Origin of the sequence: Pseudonocardia sediminis, from assembly GCF_004217185.1 — a bacterium.
Lineage (GTDB): Bacteria > Actinomycetota > Actinomycetes > Mycobacteriales > Pseudonocardiaceae > Pseudonocardia > Pseudonocardia sediminis.
Window position 1 is genome coordinate 4,403,774 of sequence record NZ_SHKL01000001.1, and the last position, 22,121, is coordinate 4,425,894.

At 74.2% G+C, this 22,121-nt stretch carries 23 protein-coding genes; 10 read left to right on the forward strand and 13 right to left on the reverse strand.

Going from position 1 to position 22,121, the window contains the following annotated elements:
• Positions 1–8 precede the first annotated feature (8 nt).
• Positions 9–950, reverse strand: coding sequence for a quinone oxidoreductase family protein (locus tag EV383_RS20310; protein ID WP_130291380.1), 942 nt, complete (start codon positions 948–950; stop codon positions 9–11).
• Positions 951–1,135: 185 nt separating this feature from the next.
• Between EV383_RS20310 and rfbC the strand changes: the two genes are divergently transcribed.
• Both rfbC and EV383_RS20320 read left to right on the forward strand, forming a co-directional pair.
• Entirely contained in the window at positions 1,136–1,711 is a 576-nt protein-coding gene (gene rfbC, locus EV383_RS20315) for a dTDP-4-dehydrorhamnose 3,5-epimerase (protein WP_130291381.1), read from the forward strand.
• A 1-nt stretch (position 1,712) separates the two neighbouring features.
• Positions 1,713–2,996: an NAD(P)H-dependent oxidoreductase gene (locus EV383_RS20320; RefSeq protein WP_130291382.1), complete on the forward strand. Its 1,284-nt coding sequence runs from the start codon at positions 1,713–1,715 to the stop codon at positions 2,994–2,996.
• A 43-nt stretch (positions 2,997–3,039) separates the two neighbouring features.
• On the opposite strand, the gene EV383_RS20325 is transcribed toward EV383_RS20320, so the two are convergent.
• On the reverse strand, positions 3,040–3,777 hold the full coding sequence (locus EV383_RS20325; RefSeq protein WP_130291383.1) for an SDR family NAD(P)-dependent oxidoreductase: 738 nt from the start codon (positions 3,775–3,777) through the stop codon (positions 3,040–3,042).
• The gene (locus EV383_RS20330) at positions 3,774–4,748 is read right to left on the reverse strand and encodes an LLM class flavin-dependent oxidoreductase (protein ID WP_165438416.1); all 975 of its coding nucleotides are present in this window, start codon (positions 4,746–4,748) and stop codon (positions 3,774–3,776) included. The genes EV383_RS20325 and EV383_RS20330 overlap by 4 nt, the downstream gene beginning before the upstream one ends.
• A 124-nt stretch (positions 4,749–4,872) precedes the next feature.
• On the opposite strand from EV383_RS20330, the gene EV383_RS20335 reads away from it, so the two are divergent.
• Together EV383_RS20335 and EV383_RS20340 are read left to right on the forward strand one after the other, a co-directional pair.
• Positions 4,873–5,562 carry a TetR/AcrR family transcriptional regulator gene (locus EV383_RS20335; RefSeq protein WP_207223596.1) on the forward strand — a complete coding sequence of 230 codons (690 nt, stop codon included), beginning with the start codon at positions 4,873–4,875 and terminating at the stop codon, positions 5,560–5,562.
• Between the two features lie 40 nt (positions 5,563–5,602).
• Complete coding sequence (locus EV383_RS20340) at positions 5,603–6,394, forward strand: enoyl-CoA hydratase-related protein (protein ID WP_207223597.1); 792 nt, start codon at positions 5,603–5,605, stop codon at positions 6,392–6,394.
• Here the strand turns inward: EV383_RS20340 and EV383_RS20345 are convergent.
• Complete coding sequence (locus tag EV383_RS20345; RefSeq protein WP_130291386.1) at positions 6,379–7,533, reverse strand: NAD(P)H-dependent flavin oxidoreductase; 1,155 nt, start codon at positions 7,531–7,533, stop codon at positions 6,379–6,381. The two genes, EV383_RS20340 and EV383_RS20345, sit on opposite strands and share 16 nt — an antisense overlap.
• A gap of 140 nt (positions 7,534–7,673) precedes the next feature.
• Here EV383_RS20345 and EV383_RS20350 point away from each other — a divergent pair, with 140 nt between their 5' ends.
• From EV383_RS20350 to EV383_RS20375, 6 genes are all read left to right on the forward strand, one after another.
• Entirely contained in the window at positions 7,674–8,276 is a 603-nt protein-coding gene (locus tag EV383_RS20350) for a TetR/AcrR family transcriptional regulator (protein ID WP_130291387.1), read from the forward strand.
• Between the two features lie 87 nt (positions 8,277–8,363).
• Entirely contained in the window at positions 8,364–10,715 is a 2,352-nt protein-coding gene (locus EV383_RS20355) for an acetyl-CoA acetyltransferase (RefSeq protein ID WP_130291388.1), read from the forward strand.
• A 125-nt stretch (positions 10,716–10,840) separates the two neighbouring features.
• Positions 10,841–12,031: a glycerate kinase family protein gene (locus EV383_RS20360; RefSeq protein WP_130291389.1), complete on the forward strand. Its 1,191-nt coding sequence runs from the start codon at positions 10,841–10,843 to the stop codon at positions 12,029–12,031.
• Entirely contained in the window at positions 12,028–12,420 is a 393-nt protein-coding gene (locus EV383_RS20365) for a hypothetical protein (RefSeq protein WP_130291390.1), read from the forward strand. The genes EV383_RS20360 and EV383_RS20365 overlap by 4 nt, the downstream gene beginning before the upstream one ends.
• Complete coding sequence (locus EV383_RS20370; protein WP_130291391.1) at positions 12,413–13,867, forward strand: sensor histidine kinase; 1,455 nt, start codon at positions 12,413–12,415, stop codon at positions 13,865–13,867. Before EV383_RS20365 ends, EV383_RS20370 begins: the two co-directional genes overlap by 8 nt.
• The gene (locus EV383_RS20375; RefSeq protein WP_130291392.1) at positions 13,864–15,423 is read left to right on the forward strand and encodes an SLC13 family permease; all 1,560 of its coding nucleotides are present in this window, start codon (positions 13,864–13,866) and stop codon (positions 15,421–15,423) included. Before EV383_RS20370 ends, EV383_RS20375 begins: the two co-directional genes overlap by 4 nt.
• Positions 15,424–15,490: 67 nt before the next feature.
• Here the strand turns inward: EV383_RS20375 and EV383_RS20380 are convergent, their stop codons facing one another.
• From EV383_RS20380 to EV383_RS20420, 9 genes are all read right to left on the reverse strand, one after another.
• Complete coding sequence (locus EV383_RS20380) at positions 15,491–16,306, reverse strand: DUF1684 domain-containing protein (protein WP_130291393.1); 816 nt, start codon at positions 16,304–16,306, stop codon at positions 15,491–15,493.
• 25 nt (positions 16,307–16,331) lie between these two features.
• Positions 16,332–16,799: a nuclear transport factor 2 family protein gene (locus tag EV383_RS20385; RefSeq protein ID WP_130291394.1), complete on the reverse strand. Its 468-nt coding sequence runs from the start codon at positions 16,797–16,799 to the stop codon at positions 16,332–16,334.
• Complete coding sequence (locus EV383_RS20390; RefSeq protein ID WP_130291395.1) at positions 16,792–17,289, reverse strand: nuclear transport factor 2 family protein; 498 nt, start codon at positions 17,287–17,289, stop codon at positions 16,792–16,794. Before EV383_RS20390 ends, EV383_RS20385 begins: the two co-directional genes overlap by 8 nt.
• A 46-nt stretch (positions 17,290–17,335) precedes the next feature.
• Positions 17,336–17,830, reverse strand: a complete 495-nt coding sequence (locus tag EV383_RS20395; RefSeq protein WP_242623222.1) for a SigE family RNA polymerase sigma factor — start codon at positions 17,828–17,830, stop codon at positions 17,336–17,338.
• A 108-nt stretch (positions 17,831–17,938) separates the two neighbouring features.
• Positions 17,939–18,766 carry a hypothetical protein gene (locus EV383_RS20400; RefSeq protein ID WP_130291397.1) on the reverse strand — a complete coding sequence of 276 codons (828 nt, stop codon included), beginning with the start codon at positions 18,764–18,766 and terminating at the stop codon, positions 17,939–17,941.
• A 54-nt stretch (positions 18,767–18,820) separates the two neighbouring features.
• Positions 18,821–19,696 carry a metal ABC transporter permease gene (locus EV383_RS20405; protein ID WP_130291398.1) on the reverse strand — a complete coding sequence of 292 codons (876 nt, stop codon included), beginning with the start codon at positions 19,694–19,696 and terminating at the stop codon, positions 18,821–18,823.
• Complete coding sequence (locus EV383_RS20410) at positions 19,696–20,457, reverse strand: metal ABC transporter ATP-binding protein (protein WP_130291399.1); 762 nt, start codon at positions 20,455–20,457, stop codon at positions 19,696–19,698. Before EV383_RS20410 ends, EV383_RS20405 begins: the two co-directional genes overlap by 1 nt.
• Positions 20,454–21,329, reverse strand: coding sequence for a metal ABC transporter substrate-binding protein (locus tag EV383_RS20415; protein WP_242623223.1), 876 nt, complete (start codon positions 21,327–21,329; stop codon positions 20,454–20,456). The genes EV383_RS20410 and EV383_RS20415 overlap by 4 nt, the downstream gene beginning before the upstream one ends.
• 118 nt (positions 21,330–21,447) lie before the next feature.
• On the reverse strand, positions 21,448–22,116 hold the full coding sequence (locus EV383_RS20420; protein WP_130291401.1) for a metal-dependent transcriptional regulator: 669 nt from the start codon (positions 22,114–22,116) through the stop codon (positions 21,448–21,450).
• Between the last annotated feature and the right edge of the window lie 5 nt (positions 22,117–22,121).

Genomic DNA, 22,121 nt, shown 5'->3' on the forward strand with positions numbered 1-22,121 from the left:
GTGCCCCCTCAGAAGGTCAGGACGGCCCGTCCACGCTGCCCACCGGCCTCCAGCGCGCGGTGCGCGTCCGGCGCGCGCTCGGCCGGGTAGGTGCCGGCGACCCGCAGCGTCACCGCGCCGGAGGAGGCGAGAGCGCGCAGCTCGTCGAGCTTGTCGCGGTGCTCGGCGATGGTGCGCACCCACACCGGGTGCCAGGTGATGCCGCGTTCGGCCGTCTCGTCACCGGAGGGTCCGCGGTAGCCCCGCACGGTCGCGATCCGGCCGCCGTCGCGCACCGCGGGCAGCAGCGCGTCGCCCTGCACGGAGCCGTCGGCGAGCCCGTCGACGCCGTCCGGGACGACCTCACGGACGGCCGCGGGGAACCCGTCGCCGCGGGCCAGGACGACGTCGGCACCCAGTCCCCGGACCAGGTCACGGTCGGCGTCGGAGGCGTCGGCGACGACACGGATCCCGGCCGCGACCGCGAGCTGCACGACGTACCCGCCGAACGCCCCGGCCGCCCCGGTGACGGCGAGCGTCCCGCCGGCGGGGACGGCCAGCTCGTCCAGGGCGAGACGGGCGGTGAGACCGTTCATCGGCAGCGTCGCCGCGGCGACCGCGTCGGCACCGTCGGGCAGGGCGACCGCAGAGCCCTTCGGGACGACGACGTACTCGGCGTAGGCGCCGTGCGTCCCGGCCGGCACCACGATCGCCATCGCGGGGTCACCGACACCGAGCAGATCCCCGCCACCCTCCCCCACCTCGTCGACGACACCGGCGATGTCCATCCCCGGCACCCACGGCGGGTCGACGTCCTGGCGTCGCGTCGAACGCTGCAGCGTGTCGGTCGGGTTCACCGCCGCGGCCTGCACCCGTATCCGCAGCTCACCGGGCCCGGCGTGGGGCTCCGGGAGGTCGAGGACCTCCAGGGCGTCGGGACCTCCGAGGACACGCACACCGATCGCTCGCATGCCGACCGACCCTAATCGGGCGCCGCCGCGGTCGCCGGGCCGTGACCGGTGACTCACCGGCGGGGCCCGGACGAGCGGATACCATCGGCGGTCGCCGGTGCTGAGCGGAGCTCCCTGGGCAGTGTCGCTCGTGCCGCGGACGGCCGGGTCGACCACACGCCATGCCCCCAGCCGATTGGTGCTCCATGCAGATCCACACGACCCCGCTCCCCGGGTCGGCCCTGATCGATCTCAAGCTCCTGACCGACGACCGCGGGTTCTTCGCCCGGTCGTTCTGCGAGCAGGAGTTCACCGAGGCCGGTCTGGACCCGGCGATCGCGCAGTGCAACATGTCGTTCAACCACGTCGCCGGGACGTTGCGCGGGTTCCACTACCAGCTCGAGCCGAACGCCGAGGTCAAGGTCATCCGCTGTCTGCGCGGCGCGATCTACGACGTGATCGTGGACCTGCGCCCGGACTCGCCGACCTACCTGCAGCACTTCGGCGCGGAGCTGACCCAGGACAACCGCCGGGCGATGTACGTGCCGCGCAACTTCGCCCACGCCTACCTGACGCTGACCGACGACGCGGAGACGATGTACCAGGTCTCCACCCCCTACACCCCCGGCGCCGAGCGCGGCCTGCGCCACGACGACCCCGCCCTGGGCATCGAGTGGCCGGTCGCGGTCACCACGATCTCGGACAAGGACGCCTCGTGGCCGCTGCTCGCCGACAACCCCGACTTCACCGTGCCCGCCCCGGCCGCGACGGGTGGTCGCTGACATGTTGATCGTCGACAACGCCCTCAAGGCCCGCGCGCAGCGCGGGGAGCCGATCCGGGTCGGCATGATCGGCGCCGGGTTCATGGGACGCGGGCTGGCCAACCAGATCGTCAACTCGGTGCCGGGCATGGACCTGGTCGCGATCGCCAACCGCACCGTCTCCCACGCCCGCCGCGCCTACACCGAGGCCGGTCTCGCACCGCGCGAGGTCGACTCGGCCACCGCGCTGGACACCGCGATCGCCGCCGGTGAGCCGGCCGTGCTCGGGGATGCGTTCGAGCTGCTCAAGGCCACCCATCTGGACTGTGTCGTCGACGTGACCGGCGCGGTGGAGTTCGGCGCGCACGTCACCCTGGCCGCGATCGAACGCGGGCTGCCGGTGGTGACGATGAACGCCGAGCTCGACGGCACCGTCGGCCCGCTGCTGGCCCACCGCGCCCGCGCCGCCGGCGTCGTGCTCACCGGCGCCGACGGCGACCAGCCCGGCGTGCAGGCCAACCTGCTGCGGTTCGTGCAGGGCATCGGCCTCACCCCGCTGGTCGCGGGCAACATCAAGGGCCTGCAGGACGAGTACCGCACCCCGACCACCCAGGCGGCGTTCGCGGAGAAGTGGGGCCAGGACCCCTACATGGTCACCAGCTTCGCCGACGGCACGAAGGTGTCGTTCGAGCAGGCGATCGTGGCCAACGCGTTCGGGCTCACCGTCGGTGAGCGCGGCATGTACGGGCGCGACCACCACGGCCACGTCGACGAGCTCACCGGCGTCTACGACGTCGAGGAGCTACGGGCACTCGGCGGGGTCGTCGACTACGTCGTCGGCGCCAAGCCCGGCCCCGGCGTCTACGTGCTCGGCACCCACGACAACCCGAAGCAACGCCACTACCTCAACCTCTACAAGCTCGGTGAGGGCCCGCTCTACAGCTTCTACACCCCCTACCACCTGTGCCACTTCGAGGTCCCGAACACCATCGCCCGCGCCGTGGACTTCGCCGACGCCGCACTCACCCCGCCCGCCGGTCAGCGGGTCGACGTCGTGGCCACCGCCAAGCACGACATCACCGCCGGGCATACCCTCGACGGCCTCGGCGGCTACGACACCTACGGCGTCGCCGAATCCAGCCCGGTCACCCGCGACGAACGCCTGCTCCCGATGGGCGTCGCCGAGGGCTGCGTCGTCAACCACGACGTCGCCAAGGACCAGGTCCTCACCTACGGCGACGTCACCCTGCCCCCGGGCCGGCTGATCGACCAGCTCCGCGACGAGCAGGAGAAGCTCTTCCGCTGACCTGCTCCGCTGGGACCGGCGGCACCGCGCCGGTCCCACCGGGTCAGCCGGCCATCGTCAGCCCGCCGCTGACGCTGAGGACCTGGCCGGTGACGTAGGACGCGGCGTCGGAGGCGAAGAACCGGACGGCGGCGGCGACGTCCTCGGGCTGCGCGAGGCGCCGGAACGGGATGGCCCGGATCAGCGACTGCTGCAGCTTCTCGTCGACCTGCGTGGTGAACAGCGGCGTGTCGGTCGGGCCAGGGCACACGACGTTGACGTTGATCTGGTTGCGGGCCATCTCGCGGGCCAGCGACTTCGAGAACGCGATGACGCCGCCCTTGGCTCCGGCGTAGATCGTCTCGCCGGAGCTGCCGACCCGGCCGGCGTCGCTGGCGATGTTGACGATCTTCCCGCCGTCGCCGGCCTCGACCATCGCGGGCAGGAACGCCCGGCACACGTGCACCTGGCCGAGGTAGTTGATCGCGACGACCTTGTCCGCGAACTCGGGGGTGGAGTTCAGGAACGCGTCGGTGCGGTCCCAGCCGGCGCAGTTGACCAGCACCGACACCGGGCCGACCTTCTCGGCGACCTCGGCGGCGAGGTGCGCGACCGAGTCCGGGTCGGCCACGTCGACCTCGTGCGCGGAGATCCGGTCCGGGTTCTGCGCGACGGTCGCGGCGGCGCCCTCGGCGGAGAGGTCGGCGGCCACCACCCGGTCGCCGTCCGCGGCCAGCGCGAGCGCGATGGCCCGCCCGATCCCGGATCCGGCCCCGGTCACCACGGCGATGCGGTCGCTCATCTGACGTTCTCCTTCTGGTTGCCACCGGCCGCGGGACGTTCGCGCGGACGGACCTTCTCGTGGACCCCGGCCAGGCGCCGGTACTGCTCCAGCGGGTCGGCGGCGGCCGGGACGAGGACGAACCCCTCGACGCCGGACGCGGCCAGCGCGTCGAGTCCCTCGGCGACCTGCTCCTCGCCGCCGACGAGGGCCCACCGCTCCAGCGCCTCGTAGGGCAGGCCGTACTGGCCGCGGACGAACGCGGCGGCCTCGTCGCGCGCCGCTCCGGCATCGCCTCCGGGCTCGGTGACGTGCACGAACACCATCATCAGCATCGTCGGCACCGGGCGACCGTGCTCCGCGGCGAGCTCGCCGAGGCGTTCGCGGACGCGGGCCGCGCGGTCGGCCGACATCCAGACGCCCATCCAGCCGTCGCCCACCCGGGCGGCGCGGCGCAGGGCGGCGTCGGACCGCCCGCCGACCACGAGCGGCGGCGGGGTCGCCGGGACCGGTTCGAGCACCGGCGAGCGGGTCGGGAGCAGCGGGCCGGGGTGGTCGACGGAGTCACCGCGCAGCAGCGGGAGCAGGATCTCCAGCGACTCGTCGAGGCGCCTGCCGCGACCGGCGACCGGTACCCCGGCGGCCTCCCACTCCTGCGGGTTCTCCCCGCCGACCCCGACACCGACGCAGAGCCGACCGGGGGCGAGCGCGTCGACGGTGGCCAGCTGCTTGGCCGTCCAGACCGGGTGCCGCATCGGCAGCAGCAGCACGCCGGTGCCGAGCAGCAGTCTCGTCGTCGCTCCCGCCGCGCCGGACAGTGCACCGATCGCGTCAAGCACCGGCGGGTGGAAGCTCAGGTGGTCGCCGACCCAGCCGGAGTCGAAGCCCAGCTCCTCGGCCAGCGCCGCGCCGGCGAGCAGGGGCGGCGGCCCGTTCCGGAACGGGTCGAAGCTCGGCAGCATCACGCCGAACCCCGCGTCCGACACCTGCATCGCGCCACTCCCCCAGACCGGTCGGGCGGCCGGCACCGTTGACGGCCGGCCCGGAATGAACGTAGCTTCAGTGTCAAGAGAACGACGGTTCATCCGGATCGGGCGAGGGTCCTCGGGAGGTGCGGTGGCGTCGTCGGCCGAGGACGGTTCCGTCCCGGAGGAGCTGCAGCGCGAGATCCGCGACGTCCGGTCCCGGTGGCGCACCCGCCAGGTGCTCGACGCCGCGGTCCGGCTGATGAACGGCGGCAGCTTCGAGGCGGTGTCGATGCAGGCGCTGGCCAAGGAGGCCGGCGTCAGCGTCGGGCTGATCTACAGCTACTTCGGCGGCAAGGAGGACGTCGTCGTCGCCGTCGTCCTGGACGTGATCGAGGAGCTGAACTCGCTCGCCACGACCGCGATGGACACCGTCGGTGACGACCCGGTGGAGCGTCTCGCCGCCGGTTTCGGCGCCTACGCCCGCGTGCTCGACACCCACCGGCACGCCGGCCTGCTCACCTACCGCCAGTCCGGTGAGCTGGGCCCCGACGCCCGCAACCGGCTCAAGGCCGGCGAGCTGACCACGCTCGTCCCGCTGCGCGAGGCCGCCGGTGCCGCCGAGGCCGCCGGGCTGCTCGTCCGCGGAGCGGACCTGGACCTGCTGGTCTTCGACATGATGATCCTCGCCCACGGCTGGGCGTTGAAGCACTGGCACTTCGGCGACGACGTCGACGTGCACCGCTACGTCGCCGCCCAGACCGCCGCGATGCTGCGCTCGGTCCTGGCCCCGGAGCGGCACGCCGCCTACCGGCACCTGCTCGAACCCGTCCCCGAGTAACCGACCCCGAGTAAGCGATCACTCCCGAGGAGAAGTCAGCGTGGACTACACCGACATCACCTACTCCGTCGAGGGCACCACCGCGGTGCTGACGATGAACCGGCCGGAGCGCTACAACGCGTTCCGCGGGCGGACCGTCGACGAGCTCAACGACGCGCTGCGGCGCGCCTGGGCCGACCGTTCCGTGCGGGTGGTCGTGCTGACCGGGGCCGGGCAGAAGGCGTTCTGCACCGGCGGCGACGTCAAGCAGCGCGCCGAGACCGGCGACTACGGCCCCACCGAGAGCGGTCTGTTCGAGATCGAGCTCCTGCACCGGATGATCCGCGACATCCCGAAGCCGGTGATCGCGGCCGTCAACGGCCTGGCGATCGGCGGCGGGCACGTCCTGCACGTGATCTGCGACCTGACGATCGCGTCGGAGACGGCGAAGTTCGGCCAGGCCGGACCGCGGGTGGGCTCGTTCGACGCCGGGTTCGGCACGAACTTCCTCGCCCGCGTCGTGGGCGAGAAGCGCGCCCGGGAGATCTGGTACCTCTGCCGCCAGTACGACGCCGCGACCGCCGAGCGCTGGGGCCTGGTCAACGCCGTCGTCGCGCCGGACGACCTGATGACCGAGGCCCTGAGCTGGGCCGCCGACATCGCGAAGATGAGCCCGACCGCGATCAAGTTCCTCAAGCAGTCGTTCAACACCGACACCGAGCACCAGGCCGGGATCGGCGCGATGGCCGGCAGCGGACTGGCCCTGTTCGTCGAGTCCGAGGAGGGCCGGGAGGGCGCCGCCGCGTTCGCCGAGAAGCGCCCGGTCGACTTCTCCGGCTACTCGACGGTCTGAGGTCGGGTCCGCGACGGATCCCCCACCAGACCCGCGAGCTCGCGCAGGCGCGCGGTGCAGTCGTCGACGATCTCGCGGGTGATCTCCGCGGCCGGGCGCAGCGCGGTGAAGCCGCCCACGACCTGCCCGATGTAGTACGACTCCAGGGCGGTCGCGCCGGTGTGCCCGGCCTCGGCGGCGTCGTCGATCCGCGACCACGCCTCCGCGGTGAGCAGCGGCTGCAACGGCATCGGCAGGGCGCCCGGAGAACCCTCGCCCTCCCACTCGTCGTGCCAGGCGCTGCGCAGCTGGCGGGCGGGCTTGCCGGTGCGGGTCCGCGAGCGGAGCGTGTCCGAGCTGGACGCGGCCAGGAACTTGCGCTTCACCGGCTCCGGGGTGATGTCCTCGTGGCTGGAGAGCCAGACCGATCCGCACCACACGCCGGACGCGCCGAGCGCGAGTGCCGCGGCCATCTGCGCGCCGGTCGCGATTCCGCCGGCGGCGAGCACCGGCCGTCCCCCGGCCCGTTCGACGATCTCCGGGGTGAGCACCGTGGTGGCGATCGTGCCGGTGTGCCCGCCCGCCTCGGTGCCCTGCGCGACCAGGACGTCGACGCCGGCGTCGAGCTGGCGGGCGGCGTGCTCGGGCTTGCCCACCAGCGACGCGACCACCACGCCGGCGTCCTTCGCTCGGTCGACCAGTGTCGGCGGCGGGGCACCCAGCGCGTTGGCGACCAGCGCGATCGGGTGTGCGAACACGACGTCGAGCAGTGCGGGCACGCCGCTCGGGTCGAGGTTGGCCAGGATCTCCGGATTCTGCTCGCGCGGTGTGGACGGCTTCGGGATGTCGTAGCGCTCGAGCAGCTCCTCGACGAAGCGGACGTGCCCGGGCGGGATCTGGGACTGCAGGCTGGCCAGCAGATCGGCCGGGTCCGCGGGCGCGGTGTGCCCGGGTACCAGCAGGTCCACGCCGTAGGGCCGGCCGTCGAGGCGCTCCTCGATCCAGGTCAGCTGGGCGTCGAGCTCCTCCGGTGAGTACATCGTCGCGGCGAGCACACCCAGGCCACCGGCCCGGCTCACCTCCGCCACGACGCCGGGTGAGCGGTTGAACCCGACCAGCGGGGCATCGATGCCGAGCAGGTCGGTGAGGGCCGTGCGCATCCGATGTCCTCCCGGTGGGGACGGGCCGCGCCGCCTCCCGGCAGCAGGGGATATCCTGAACGCAGACCGTCCGTAAGTGCGGGCGACGTTATGCTGACCGCCCCCGTCCCGGCAAGACCGCCCTCCTCCGGAGCCCTGCGATGACGATCACCGGCGCATCCGGCCGTCCGCGCGACCCGGAGGTCGACCGGCGCATCACCGAGGCCGCTGTGGCGCTGTTCGGGAGGGCCGGGTGGGCGGGGTTCAACCTGGAGGCCGTGGCACGGGCGGCCGGTGTCGGCAAGGCCTCGATCTACCTGCGCTGGCGGACCAAGGAGCTGCTGCTCGCCGAGGCGCTCGGCAGCGGGCTGCTCGACGTCGCCGACACCGACAGCGGCACCCTGCGCGGCGACCTGGTCGAGCTGGCCCACCAGCTGCTCGCCCTCTACATGGGCCCGAGCCGCCAGGCCGCGCTGCGGATGGCGGCCGAGGCGCCGACGATCCCCGAGGTCGCCCAGCGCTGGGACGCGCTGCGCGAGTCGCAGGCCCTGGCGGCGCGGGCGATCGTCCGCCGCGGTATCCGGCGCGGCGAGATCCCGGCCGGCACGTCGGTGACCCTGCTGCTCGACACGCTGTGCGGCGGGGTCGTCATGCACGTGTCCTCGACGCCGGCGCACCTGCAGGAGCGCCTGGCCGCCGACCTCGACGACTACGCCGAGCGGCTCGTCGACTTCCTGATGCGTGCGGTGCTGACCACGTCCTGACCCGTCCGCTCGACGACCCCTGCGGGCGCCGGATACGGTCGGGCCGCATTCCGGACGGTCTGCGTCTAGAAACCCGGAGGTACTCCCATGACCGACCGCACCCCCGTCCTGATCGGGGTCGGGCAGGCCTCGGACCCGATCGACGCCCCCGGGTACCGGCGGCTGTCGGCGGTCGGGCTCGGCGCGGAGGCGGCCCGGGCGGCGCTGGACGACACCGGTGCCGACCCCGCGGCGGTGGCCGCGGCGCTCGACACGGTCGCCGGGGTGCGCCAGTTCGAGATCTCGACGCCGATGTCGCACGCCCCGCTGGGCCGTTCCACCAACTTCCCGCGCTCGGTCGCCGCCCGGGTCGGCGCCGACCCGGGCCGCGCCGTCCTGGACGTGACCGGCGGGCAGTCGCCGCAGCACCTGGTCACCGAGCTCGCCGCCGCGATCGCCGGGGGGACGGTCGACGCGGCGCTCGTCGTCGGGGCCGAGGCGATCTCCACCGCCCGGCACCTGGCCGGCACCGACGACGCCCCGGACTTCACCGAGACCGTCGACGGGCAGCTCGAGGACCGCGGGTTCGGTCTCGAGGGCCTGGCCACACGGGCGCAGCTCGCACACGGCCTGGTCGGCATGCCGCCGCAGTACGCGCTGGTCGAGAACGCTCGCCGCGCCCGCCTGGGCCGGGACCGCGGCACGTACGCGACGGAGATGGGTGAGCTGTTCGCCCCGTTCACCCGGGTCGCGGCCGCGAACCCGCACGCCGCCGCGCCGACCGCGCGCACCGCCGACGAGCTGGTGACACCCGGCGACCGCAACCGCCCCATCGCCGACCCCTACCCGCGCTACCTCGTCTCCCGCGACCAGGTGAACCAGGGCGCGGCCGCCGTGCTGACGTCGGTTGCGGTGGCCCGGCGGCTCGGCGTGCCGCAGGAGAGGTGGGTGTACCTGCACGGGCACGCCGACCTGCGCGAACGCGACCTGCTCGACCGCCCCGACCTGGGCGTCGGACCCGCGTCCGGCGCGGCCGTGCGGCACGCCCTGGAGGTGGCCGGGATCGGCCTGGACGACCTGGCCACGCTGGACCTCTACAGCTGCTTCCCGGTCGCCGTCTCGCACGTCTGCGACCAGCTCGGGATCGCCCCGGACGACCCTCGCGGGCTGACGCTCACCGGCGGCCTGCCGTTCTTCGGCGGCGCCGGCAACGACTACTCGCTGCACGCGATCGCCGAGACCGTGGCGCGCGCCCGCGCGACGCCGGGCAGCTACGGGCTGGTCGGGGCGAACGGCGGCGTCCTGAGCAAGTACTCGGTGGGGATCTACTCGACCACGCCCACCGGGTGGCGGGCCGACCGCAGCACCGAGATCCAGGCCGGGCTCGACGCCGTCGGAGTGCCGGACCGGATCGTGCACGCCGACGGCCCGGCCACGGTCGAGACGTGGACGGTCGTGCACGGGAAGGGCGGTGACCGGACCGGGATCGTCGTCGGCCGCGACGCCGGCGGCCGCCGGTTCCTCGCCCGCACCGTCGACGGCGACGACGAGACGCTCGACCTGCTCGCCGGTGAGCCCGCGGGAGCGGCCGTGTACGCGCGCTCGTTCGGCGTCGGGAACCGGGTCACCACCACCCGGTCACGGATGGACGAGCTCGCACCGCGCCGGGCACCGGGGCTGCGCGGGTCCTACGAGCACGTCCGCGTGCACCGCGACGGGCACCTGCTCGAGGTGACCATCGACCGTCCCGACGCGCGCAACGCGCTCACCCCGCCCGCCAACGACGAGCTCGACGAGGTGTTCGACGCGTTCTTCGCCGACCCCGAGCTGTGGGTCGCGATCCTCACCGGTGCCGGTGAACAGGCGTTCTCGGCGGGCAACGACCTGCGCTGGACGGCGTCGGGCAAGCCGATGTGGGTGCCGAAGAACGGGTTCGCCGGGCTGACCGGCCGGGCCGGCATGACCAAGCCGGTGATCGCCGCGGTGAACGGGTTCGCGATGGGCGGCGGCTGCGAGATCGCGATGGCGTGCCACCTCGTCGTCGCCGACGAGACCGCGCGGTTCGCCCTGTCCGAGGTGAAGGTCGGCCTGGTCGCGGCCGCCGGTGGGCTCGTCCGGCTCCCGCGGCTCGTCGGCCCGGCGCTGGCCACCGAGATGATCCTGACCGGACGCCGGCTCTCCGCGGCCGAGGCCCTCGACGCCGGGCTGGTGAACCGCGTCGTGCCCGCGGGCACCGCCCTGGACGGGGCCCGCGCGCTGGCCGCGGAGATCCTGGACGGCTCGCCGACGTCGGTCCGCACGTCGCTGCAGATCATGGACGAGACCGACGGGATCGCCGACACGGTGGACGCGGTGAACCACCCGAGCACCGCCCTGGACGAGCTGATGCTCTCGGCGGACGCGATCGAGGGCGTCACCGCGTTCGCGCAGAAGCGCCGTCCGCGGTGGCGGAACCGCTGACGGAGATCGACTCTCTAACGTTCCCGTAAGTGAGGGATAAGGCCCGTTAACGAACCGTTCGTCCGGTTCGTCCCGTGTCACGGTGTGCTCGCCAACCGCCCCCGGTTCATCAGTTGGAGCACCCCGTGAGACTGCGTGTGTTGATCGCCCCCTCGGGGTTCAAGGAGAGTCTCGGCGCCGACGAGGTCGCCGACTGCATCGCCAGCGGCGTGCGCCGCGCGGTCCCGGACGCCTACCTGCGCAAGGCCCCGCTGGCCGACGGCGGCGAGGGCTTCGCCCGCGCGCTCGTCGGAGCGGTCGGCGGGTCGTTGCACGAGGTGACCGTGACCGGGCCGGTCGGCGACCCGGTCCGGGCGCACTTCGGCATGCTCGCCGGCGAGGACGCGCCGACGGCGGTCCTGGAGATGGCGGCCGCCGCCGGGCTGCGTCACGTCCCCGCCGGCCGGAGGGACCCGCTCGCCACCACCACCCGCGGCGTCGGCGAGCTGATCGCGGCGGCGCTGGACGCCGGCGCCACCCGTCTCCTGGTCGGCTGCGGCGACTCCGGTACCAACGACGGGGGCGCCGGCATGGCGGCCGCGCTCGGGGTCCGGCTGTTCGACGAGCACGGCGCCGGGATCGGCGAGGGAGGCGGGGCACTGACGGACCTGGCCTCGATCGACCTGTCCGGGCTGGACCCGCGGGTGCGCACGACCAGGATCGACGTCGCCTGCAACTGGACGAACGTGCTCACCGGCCCGGCCGGGGTGGCCCGGATCTACGGCCCCCAGAAGGGCGCGTCCGCCGGGACCGTGGAACGGCTGGAGGCCGGGCTCGAGCGCTACGCCGAGGTGATCGCCCGCGACGTGGGGGTCGACGTGCGCAGCGCCCCCGGGTCGGGCGCGTCCGGCGGGCTCGGTGCAGGCCTGTCCGCGCTGCTGGGCGCCACCCTGCACTCCCGGTTCGACGTCATCACCCGCTACCTCGCCTTCGACCACCTGCTCGCCGACACCGACCTGGTGATCACGGCCGAGGGCGCGATCGACCGGCAGACGTCCCGGGGGAAGGTCCCGGCCGAGGTCGCCCGTCTGGCCGCCGCCCGGGACCTGCCGGTGATCGCCCTGACCGGCACCGTCGGCGAGGGGGTGCAGGCCGCCCTCGACGTCGGCCTCGACGCGTACTCCTCCATCCTGACCCGTCCCGGCAGCCTCGACGAGGCCCTGCACGGCGCGCGCGACCTGCTGGTCTCCTCGGCCGAGCAGACGATGCGGATGCTGCTCGTCGGACGCCGGCTCGCCTGGCAGGAGTCGGACCCGCAGCACCGGAGCCGGTCGTGATGCTCGCGAGCCGGGTCGCGGCGCTGCTCGTCGTCCTGGCGGTCCCGCTGGCGCTGGCGCTGGCGAGCCAGGGTCTGGCCGCCCGGCCGGACGCACCCGCGGTGCCGACCGTCCCGGTGAGCCTGCCGGGGCCCGTCCCCACCCCGGCCCCGGCGGCCGGCCGGACCCCGGCGACGGCGCCACCGGCGACCGCCCCGGGCACGACCGCCCCGGGCCGCACCGCGCCGGACGCCACCGGTCCGGGTCCCACCGCTCCGGGCCCCACCACCGGGCGCGGTGCGGCACCGGCCGCTCCCCGCCTCGTCGCCCCCGGCGTCGAGCGTGAGGACGACACCGACGACCCCGAGGACCAGCGCGACGACGCACCCGAGGGGCCCGACGATGACTGAGCCCACCGCGCCGACGGGCTCGGCGTTCCCCGCCCGGCTCCGGATCGTCGCCTGGATCATGCTGACCGTGGCCCTGGGGCTGCTCGCCGTCGTCCTCACCGTGCGCAGCGCCCTGCTCACCGACGTCGAGAACCAGGCCAACGAGAACATCGTCCAGGAGATCGACGAGTTCGCGACGTTCGCCGAGCGCGGCGTCGACCCGGACACCGGAGCCCCGTTCGGCTCGGCCGGCCGGCTGCTCCCGCTCTACCTGGAACGCCAGTTCCCCAGCGGCGGCGAGGTCCTCCTCGGCTGGGACCGCGACGCCGCGCGGACCGGAACGTCCCCGCTGCTCGCCCAGACCGTCGACGACCGGTTCGGGCTGCGCGAGGACCAGGGCCTGGTGCGCGGCCTCGTCGACGGCCCGGAGCGCTCCGGTACCGCCTCCGTGGACGGCCGGGAGTTCCGCTGGGGCCGGACCGACGTGGACGGCGGGCCGGGCTCCGGCGGCGGCGCGTTCCTCGTGGCGGTGTTCCTCGAGCCCGGCCGCGAGGCGGTCGCCGAGGTCGTCGAGCTCGTGGTCGTCGTGTGCCTGGGCGGGCTCGTCCTGACCGTGGCGATCGCGTTCGTCGTGGCCGGCCGGATCCTGGCCCCGGTCCGCACGGTGGCCCGGGCCGCGAGCCGGATCACCCGGACCCGTCTCGGGTCCCGGATCGAGGTCCGCGGGCGCGACGACGTCGCCGCCCTCGCCCTGACCTTCAACGCGATGCTGGACCGGCTGCAGGAGGCGTCCCGGGTCCAGCGCGGCTTCTCCACCGCCGCCGGCATCCGGCTGCGCGACGCCGTCGCCGTGATGGGCGACGACACCCGCCCGGCCCCGGAGCGGCGGGCGGCCGGCCGTCGCGCCGGGCAGATCCTCGACGACCTCGACGTGCTGGCCGCCGGACAGACCCCGGACTTCGTCGACCCGCGACCGACCGACCTGACCCGGCTCACCGGCTCCTTCGCCGAGGACGCACGCGCCCTCGGCGGACCCGGCTGGGTTGTCACCGACGTCGCGCACGGCACCGCCGACGTCGACCCGGACCGGCTCCGCGACGCCGTCGCGCGTCTGGCCCGCAACGCCCTGGAGAACTGCTCCGGCGTCGCCGACCTGCGCCTGGGCACCCGGACCACCGGCGACGACCTGGAGATCTGGGTCGCCGACGACGGCCCCGGCCTCACCGCGGCGCAGGCCGCCCGGGTGCTGAACCGCTACCAGGACCAGACCTCCGACCACGCCGGCGGCGTGGTCGGAGGTCTCGGGCTCGCCGTCGTGCGGGCCGTCGCCGACGCCCACGAGGGCTCCGCCTGGGTGGAGACGGCGCCCGGAGCCGGGGCCCTGTTCGGACTCCGCGTACCGCTGCGCCGGGTGGTCCCCGCCGGCGACGCGACGACGGCGCCCGTTCCGGCCCGGGCCGCCCGATGACCGCGCCGGGCCCGTCCGGGACACGACCGGAGCGGTTCGAGACGCGCCCGCCGGGCCGGGTGGCGCGGGAGAGCGCGCCGGTGGTGCCGACCGGCCGGGCGCTGCTGCGCTCCCCCGCCCTGCGCCGGGGAGTCGTCGCCGTCGTCGCCCTGGCCGCGCTCGTCGGCGGGCTCGGCCTGGCCGCCGACCGCGTCCCCGGCCCGGGCGGTCCCGGGCTGAGCGACGACGGCCGGGTCACCGTCGTCGTGTTCACCGTCGCGGTGTCGGCGTGGGTGTTCACCCGGGTCGACGACACCTACGTCGCGCTCGGCGCGGCGGTCGCTCTCGTGCTGACCGGGGTGCTCGGGACCGACGGGCTGTTCGAGGCCCTCGGTGACGACACGATCTGGCTGCTGCTCTCGGCGTTCGTGATCGCCGCCGGCGTCACGAGCTCCGGGCTGGCCACCCGGGCCACGGCCTATGTCGTGTCCGCGGCCCGGACCCCGCGCTCGCTGGCACACCTGCTGACCGGCGCCCTGGTCGTCACCACGTTCGCCATCCCGTCGACGTCCGGGCGGGCGGCGCTGGCGTTGCCGATCTTCCTCTGCCTGGCCCGGGTGTTCGCCGACCGGCCCGCGCTGGTGCGCACGCTGGCCCTGCTGTTCCCCACCGTCATCCTGCTCTCCGCGGTCGGGTCGCTGCTCGGGGCCGGAGCGCATCTGGTCACCAGCGAGGTACTGGTCGCCGCGACCGGCGAGGGCGTCGGCTTCGTGCGCTGGCTCCTGCTCGGGCTCCCGCTGGCGGTGGTGTCCGCGCACGTCGCCGCCGAGGTGGTGCTGCTGCTGTTCAGCTCGCGCGCCGAGCGCCGGCGACCGCTGCGCGTGGGCCCGGCCGACTTCGCCGCCGAGTCCCCGACCCCGGTGACCGGCCCGCTGTCGGTGGCCGAGTCGCGTGCCGCGCTGCTGCTGGGGGCGGTCGTGGTGCTGTGGTGCTCGGAGCCGCTGCACGGGATCGACCCGGCGATCGTCGCGCTCGTGGGGGCGCTGGTGGCGACGTCGCCGCGGTACGGGTCGGTGTCGCTGCCGGCCGCGCTGAGGTCGGCACCGTGGTCGTTGCTGCTGTTCCTCGCGGCCACGCTGGCGCTGGGCACCGCGCTCACGTCCTCCGGCGCGGCCGCGTGGTTCGCCGGAGGGCTGTTCGGGGGCTTCTCCGGCGACGGGGCGGCGGTCGCGTTCCTCGCCGTCGTCGTCGTGGCCTCGACGGCGATGCACCTGCTGGTCCAGTCGCGGTCGGCCCGGTCCTCGGTGCTGGTCCCGATCGTGGTGGCACTGTCACCCGCGGTCGGGGTGGACCCGGTCGCCGCCGCCATGGCGTCGACGGCGGCGGCCGGGTTCTGCCACACGCTGCCCTCGTCGGCGAAGCCGGTGGCGTTGTTCGCGAACGTCACCGGCACCGACACCTACACCCCGCGCGACCTGCTCCGGCTGTCCACGGTCCTGGCGCCGGTGTCGGCCGCGCTGGTCCTGGCGTTCAGCCTTCTCGTGTGGCCGATGCTCGGCCTGCCGTACCTCCGGTGAGCACCCAGCGGCACACCACGGCTGTCGTCGCATGATCGGACAGCCGTGGTGTGCCGCTCGGGGCGGCTCAGCCCAGGTCGGGGCGCAGCGGAGAGCGCTCGCCGGCCTCGACGGCGACGGCCAGGGTGTTGCCGGCCGGCGGGAGCGGGCAGGTGGCGTGCTCGATGAACGCGCACGGCAGGTTGACGGTGCGGTTCAGGTCGAGCGTCACGCGGCCGTCGTCGGCCGGGTCGGCGGTGCGCAGGATGCGGCCGCCGCCGTAGGTGGTCTCTCCCGACGTCGCGTCCCGGAAGTGCAGGGACAGGCCGGACTCCTTGCCCGCCAGCGCGACGAGTGTCTGGGCCGCGCCGTCGACGTCGAACGTCACCTCGCCGACCGCGGTCGGGAAGTGCTGCAGGCCCTCGACGACGGCGTCGACGGTGATCCGGCGCGCCTGCGGGTAGGCGGTGAACGTGCCGTCGACGACCCAGCGCTCCTGCACCGGGAACGCGGGCACGCCGGAGAACTCGGTAAGGGTGACGGCCTGCGGGTCGCGGACGCGCAGCGCGTAGCCGTCGGTGCGCCGGGCAATCTCGACCACGAGCCCACCGACGGTGACCATCACGCCGGGGGCGCCGTCGACCGGGGCGATCGTGGCCGTGCCGTCGAGCGCGCCGTGCCCGGGGACGTCGACGGCGTCGGCGGCCGCGGCGGTGATCTCGACGGTGTCGGCGTCGCGGACCCGCCACGTACCGGGCAGGTCCGGGTACTGCGCCGGGTGCTCGTCGAGCCAGTGCAGCGCGGTGATGCTGAGCCAGCCGTGCGGTTCGGTGAGCATCTGCTCGCGCTCGTCGTGCCACTGCTGCCAGGCGGTGGCCAGGTCGGTGCTCTCGACGGTCGTCATGTGCTGCCTCTCGTCGTGTTCCGCGTTACTCCCCCGGTGCAACGCCGCCGGCTCCCGGGACCTTCCGCCAGTCGTCGAACGTCCAGGTGCGCACGGACGCGCCGCCCGGGTCGTCGTCGCGCCGGTTCCCGCGGTGCACGTCGCGCCGGGAGATCCGCCAGCCCTGCGGCGTCCGGACGAGCGTGTCGAGGTAGTCGCCGCTGCCGGCGGTGCCGTCGGTCCGGACGATGACGTACTTGCTCCAGGCCCGGACGGTGCCGTCCGGTGCGAGGCCGAGCAGGCTGTTCGTGGTGTGGTGCGGGTGGTACGGCGTCACCGCGCCGATCCGCTCGGCGATCGCGTCGAAGCCCTGCACCCCGCCGAACACGACGTCCGGGGTGAACACGGAGCCGAGCTCGTCGAAGTCGCCGTTGTCGATCACCTGGGCGTAGCGGGCGAGGACGTCGAGGATCGCGCGGCCGTCCTCGACACCGACCGGGGCCAGCTCAGGCATCGCGTCGTCCCTCGAATGCGGCGCGGTCGGACTCCCACACCGCGAACGTCGCCGTCGGCCACGGCGAGCCGTCCGGTGCGGTGTCGGCGCGGTTGCGCAGCCGCACCCGACGGCGGGCGATGCGCAGGCCGTCGGCGGTGGGGACGAGCAGGTCGGTGTAGTCGCCGGTGCCCGCGCCCGCGTCGAACCCGACGGTGATCAGCCGGCTCCAGGCGTGCACGGAGCCGTCGGGGCCGGGACGCAGCACGGTGTTGACGATGTGGTGCGACGGCAGGTGCTCCACCGTGCGCAGGTAGTCGCGGATCTCGCCGATCCCGTGCAGGGTCCCCCGCAGCGCGACGAACTCGGCGTCCGGGGTGAACAGCGCGTCCAGCTCGTCCCAGGCGCCGTTGTCGATCGCGTGCACGTAGCGGGAGAGCAGCTGGTCGACCTCCCAGCCGGTCGCGGCGTCGACTCCCGGGGCCGGGTTCTTCTCGTCGTGCTCGTCCATCGGTGGGGCCTCTCTCGTCGTCGGGATCGACCCTAGGTCGGATCCCTCAGGCGAGCATGGTCGACACCGAGCGCAGGCCACGGCTGGCCGCGGACTTCACGCTGCCCCGGCTGATCCCGGTCGTCTCGGCGATCTGGGCCTCGGACAGGTCGCCGTAGTAGCGCAGGAACAGCACCTGACGCTGGCGCGGGGGCAGCGCGTGCAGGGCGGCGGCCACGCCGCGGCGCTCCCCCGCCGTGAGCGCCATCGACTCGGCGGACCCGGCGTCGGGGACGTGCGGGGGCACGTAGGCGCGCTCGGTCCTGCGGCGCCGCAGCACCGAGCGGGCCCGGTTGAGCGTCGCGGTGCGCAGGTAGCCGGGCAGCGCGTCCGGGTCGCGCAGGCCGTCGCCACGGCGGTGCAGCCCGGCGAACACGTCCTGCACGACGTCCTCGGCGGTGGCCGGGTCGTCGACCAGCCCGAGCGCGAGACGCAGCAGCCGGGGCCGGTACCGCCGGTAGGCCTCGGTGAGCTCGGGTGCCGCTGCCGCGCAGGTCGTCATGGACATGATCCTCTGCTGCGCCCGCCCCGCCCGGATCGGCCCGGAGACCGATTTCCGGGCGGCCCGCCTCCACCGCAGGGATGAGACCTTCCGGGCTACGGGGCGGCGTCAGTGGACGCGGGCGGCCTTCTCGGTGTCCGGGTCGGAGCGGGTCAGCATGACGACCCCGGCCAGGGCCAGCGCCAGCCCGAGGACCGCGGCCGGCTCCCAGCCCGACCGGATCCGGTCGCCGAGCAGGAACAGGCCGACCAGTCCGGGCACCACGACCTCGGTGACCGAGAGCACCGCCGTCGCCGTGCCGACCGCCCCGTCGCGCAGGGCCGCGGCGAACGCCAGCACGCCGAGCACCCCCATCACGACGACGGCGTAGACCAGCGGGTCGCGGAGCAGGTCACCGACCGAGGTCCAGCCGAGCGGGCCGGGCTGGATCGCCCGCACGGCCAGCGCCACCCCGCCGAAGCCCAGCCCGGCCAGGAAGGCGAGCAGCATCGGCCGTCCGGCGCGCCAGACGAACGGCGCCGCGGCCAGGATCAGGACGAACGAGACCAGCAGGATCGGCGTCGCCACGGCCGGCAGCTCCGCGGGCCGCTCCGGTGCGGCGCTGCCGGCGACCAGGACCAGGCCCGCGAGCACCGCCACGACCCCGATCCGCTCGCGGCGGACGAGGTTCCAGACGCTCCAGCCGTTGTCGGCCAGGGTGGTGAACGCGATCGCGCCGGCCAGGATCGCCTGCACCGCGAACACCGGCAGGAACCGCAGCGCGACGACGGTGAACACCCAGGCCACGATGTCGGCGAACAGACCGGCGAGGAACCAGGGCTGCAGCCACACCGCGCGCCCGTAGCGGGCGAGCCGGCTGCCCTTGGCCTCCCAGAGGGCGGCGACGGTGTTGCCCACCATCGCGGCGACGGCGAAGAGCAGGGCGAGGATCGTCATGTCCCCGTCGAGTCTGCCCGCTGAGGGGCTGTGAGGCAGCGCAGCGCGCCGTCGTCACATCGGCTGTTCCTCCGTGGCGCGCACCGTGCGCCGGGTGATCAGACGGCCGAGGACGCCGTGGCTCGGGGAGAACAGATAAGCCAGCGTGAACGCGCTCGCCTGCGCGACGACGATCGTGCCGCCGGTGGACAGGTCGGCGTGGAAGCTCAGGTAGGTGCCGACGACCGAGGAGCCGATCGACACCGCCGCCGCGACCGCCAGCATCGACCCGAACCGGTCGGTGAGCAGGTACGCCGTCGCACCCGGGATGATCAGCATCGCGACGACCAGCACGATCCCGACCGCCTGCAGCGCGATCACCACGGTCAGCGCGAGCAGTCCGAGCAGCAGCGCCTCCAGCCGCCGGGGGCTCAGCCCGATGGCGTGCGCGTGCGTCGGGTCGAACGCGAACAGCGTCAGGTCACGGCGCTTGACGAGCACGATCGCCAGCGTCACCGCGCTCATCACGAGTACCTGCACGATGTCGGAGTCGGAGACGCCGAGCAGGTTGCCGAACAGGATGTGGGTCAGGTCGGTGTCGCTCGGGGTGCGTGAGATCAGCACGATCCCGAGCGCGAACAGCCCGGTGAACACCACCCCGATCGCGGCGTCCTCCTTGACCCGCGACGTCCGCCGCACGACGCCGATCAGCCCCACCGCGCCGACGCCGAACACGAACGCGCCGACCGCGAACGGGATCCCGATGATGTAGGACAGCACCACCCCGGGAAGCACCGCGTGCGAGACCGCGTCGCCCAGCAGCGACCAGCCGATCAGCGTCAGCCAGCAGGACAGGATCGCGCAGATCCCGCCGGACACGACCGCGACCAGCAGCGCGCGGAGCATGAAGTCGAACTGCAGCGGCGCGAGGATCCACTCGACGAAGCCCATCACGCGGCCCGGTGCGGTGCCGAGGACGTGCCGTCCGGTGGCGGGGGCGCGCCGAACGCGCCGGCCAGGACGTCCGGGGTCAGGACGTGCTCCGGGGTCCCGTGGGCGACGACGCGTCGCTGCAGCAGCACGGCCTCGTCGCAGAGTGCCGGGACGCTCGCCAGGTCGTGGGTGGAGACCAGGACGGTGCGGCCCTCGTCGCGCAGCGCGTGCAGCAGATCGACGATCGTGGCCTCGGAACCCTTGTCGACGCCGGAGAACGGCTCGTCGAGCAGCAGCAGCGACGCGTCCTGGGCGATCGCCCGGGCGAGGAACGCCCGCTTGCGCTGCCCGCCGGACAGGGCGCCGATCTGGCGTCCGGCAAGGCAGGTGAGCCCGACCCGCTCGATCGCCTCGGCCACCGCCGTCCGGTCGTCGGGCCTCGGGCGGCGCATCGGGCCCATCCGCCCGTAGCGGCCCATCATCACCACGTCCGTGACGCCGACCGGGAACGCCCAGTCGACCGCGTCGGCCTGCGGGACGTAGGACACCGACCCGTCCTTCCGTGCCGCGGACGGGGTGCGGCCGAGCAGGGTGATCTCGCCGCGGTCCGGTCGCAGGGTGCCGATCAGGGCCTTGAACAGCGACGACTTGCCCGAGCCGTTCACGCCGAGCAGCCCGCAGACCCGCCCCGGCGCCACGTCGAGGTCGACGTCGTCGAGCGCGAGGACCTCGCCGTAGCGGACGGTCAGGCCGCGCACGGTGACCGCCTGCGCGCTCACGCCGGGCTCCGGCCGGTCAGCCCGGTGACGATCGCCCGGGCGTCGTGGGTCAGCAGGTCGAGATAGGTGGGCACCGGGCCGTCGGCCTGCGACAGGGAGTCGACGTAGAGCTGCGGGCCCATCCGGACGCCGGTCTCGCGGGCGACCTGCCGCTGGGCGCCGTCGTTCACCGTCGACTCGCAGAACACGGCCGGCACGCCGCGCTCCCGGACGAACCCGACGGTCGCCGCGATCTGCTGCGGCGTGCCCTCGGCGTCGGCGTTGACCGGCCACAGGTAGCCCTCGGCCAGCCCCGCGTCGCGGGCCAGGTAGGAGAACGCGCCCTCGCAGGTCACCAGCGCGCGCTGGTCGGCGGGCAGGGCCGCGAGCTCGCGGCGGAGCTGCTCGCCGACACCGCGCAGCTCGGCGGCATAGGCGTCGGCGTTGGCCCGGTAGACGCCGGCGTTCGGCGGGTCCAGGTCGCTCAGCGCGGTGGCGATGTTGCGGACGTAGATCTCCCCGGCCTGCGGCGACATCCACGCGTGCGGGTTGGGCTGGCCCTGGTAGTTGCCCACGGCGATCGGGATCGGGGCTACGCCGTCGCTGAGCGTCGCAGTCCTCGCGCCGGTCCGGTCGACGAACCGCTCGAACCACCGCTCGAGGCCCAGACCGTTGTCCAGGACGAGGTCGGCGTCCTGGGCGCGGATCAGGTCGTCCGGCGTCGGCTCGTACTCGTGGATCTCCGAGCCGGGCTTGGTGATCGACTCGACGACGAGCCGATCGCCCGCCACCCGCTGCGCCATGTCGGCGATCACGGTGAACGTGGTGAGGACCTTCGGCGGCCCGTCCGCGGCGCCCGTGCCGCCCGTTCCGCACCCCGCGATGAGCAGCACGACGCCGAGTGTCGACGTGAACAGCGTTGTACTTCGCCACACTCGCCATCGAGAGTTGGTCATGCCGAACTTTAGAACGCGTGCGATGAATCGGACAAGAGACCTCGATTCGGGCGACCTACACGCGCACCCACAGTGCGTCGACGAGCTCAGGGCCGAACTGCAGCTCGCGCTCGCCCACCCGCACCACGAACGGCCCGCCGAAGGGCTCCCGGCGGATCAGGCCGATCCGGTCACCGAGCCCGACCTCGTGGGCGGTCAGGTGCTGCAGGACGGCGGTGTCGTCGTCGACGCGCACGAGGTCGCCCTCGGCGCCCGGCGTCATCTCCGACAGACGGCGGGCGTCCCACCGCGCCACCTCGCCGGCGCGGTCCGGGATCGGGTCGCCGTGCGGGTCGGTCGCCGGGTTGCCCAGACGGTCGGCGATGGCGTCGACCAGCCGGTCGGACACGACGTGCTCGAGGGCCTCGGCCTCGGCGTGCACCTCGTCCCAGCCGTAGCCGAACTCGGTGACCAACAGCTGCTCGATCAGGCGGTGCCGGCGGACGACGGCCAGCGCGAGGCGCCTGCCCTCGGCGGTGAGCGCGATCGTCCCGTACCGCGCGTGCTCGACCAGGTCCAGCTCGCGCAGCTTGCGCACCATGCCCGACACCGACGAGGCCTGGACCCCCATCCGCTCGGCGACCAGCGACGTCCCGACCTCGCCGCCCCCGTGCTCGCCCAGCACGTAGACGGCCTTCAGGTAGTCCTCGACCGCGGTGGAGGGACGGTCGTGCCCGGGGCGCATGCCCC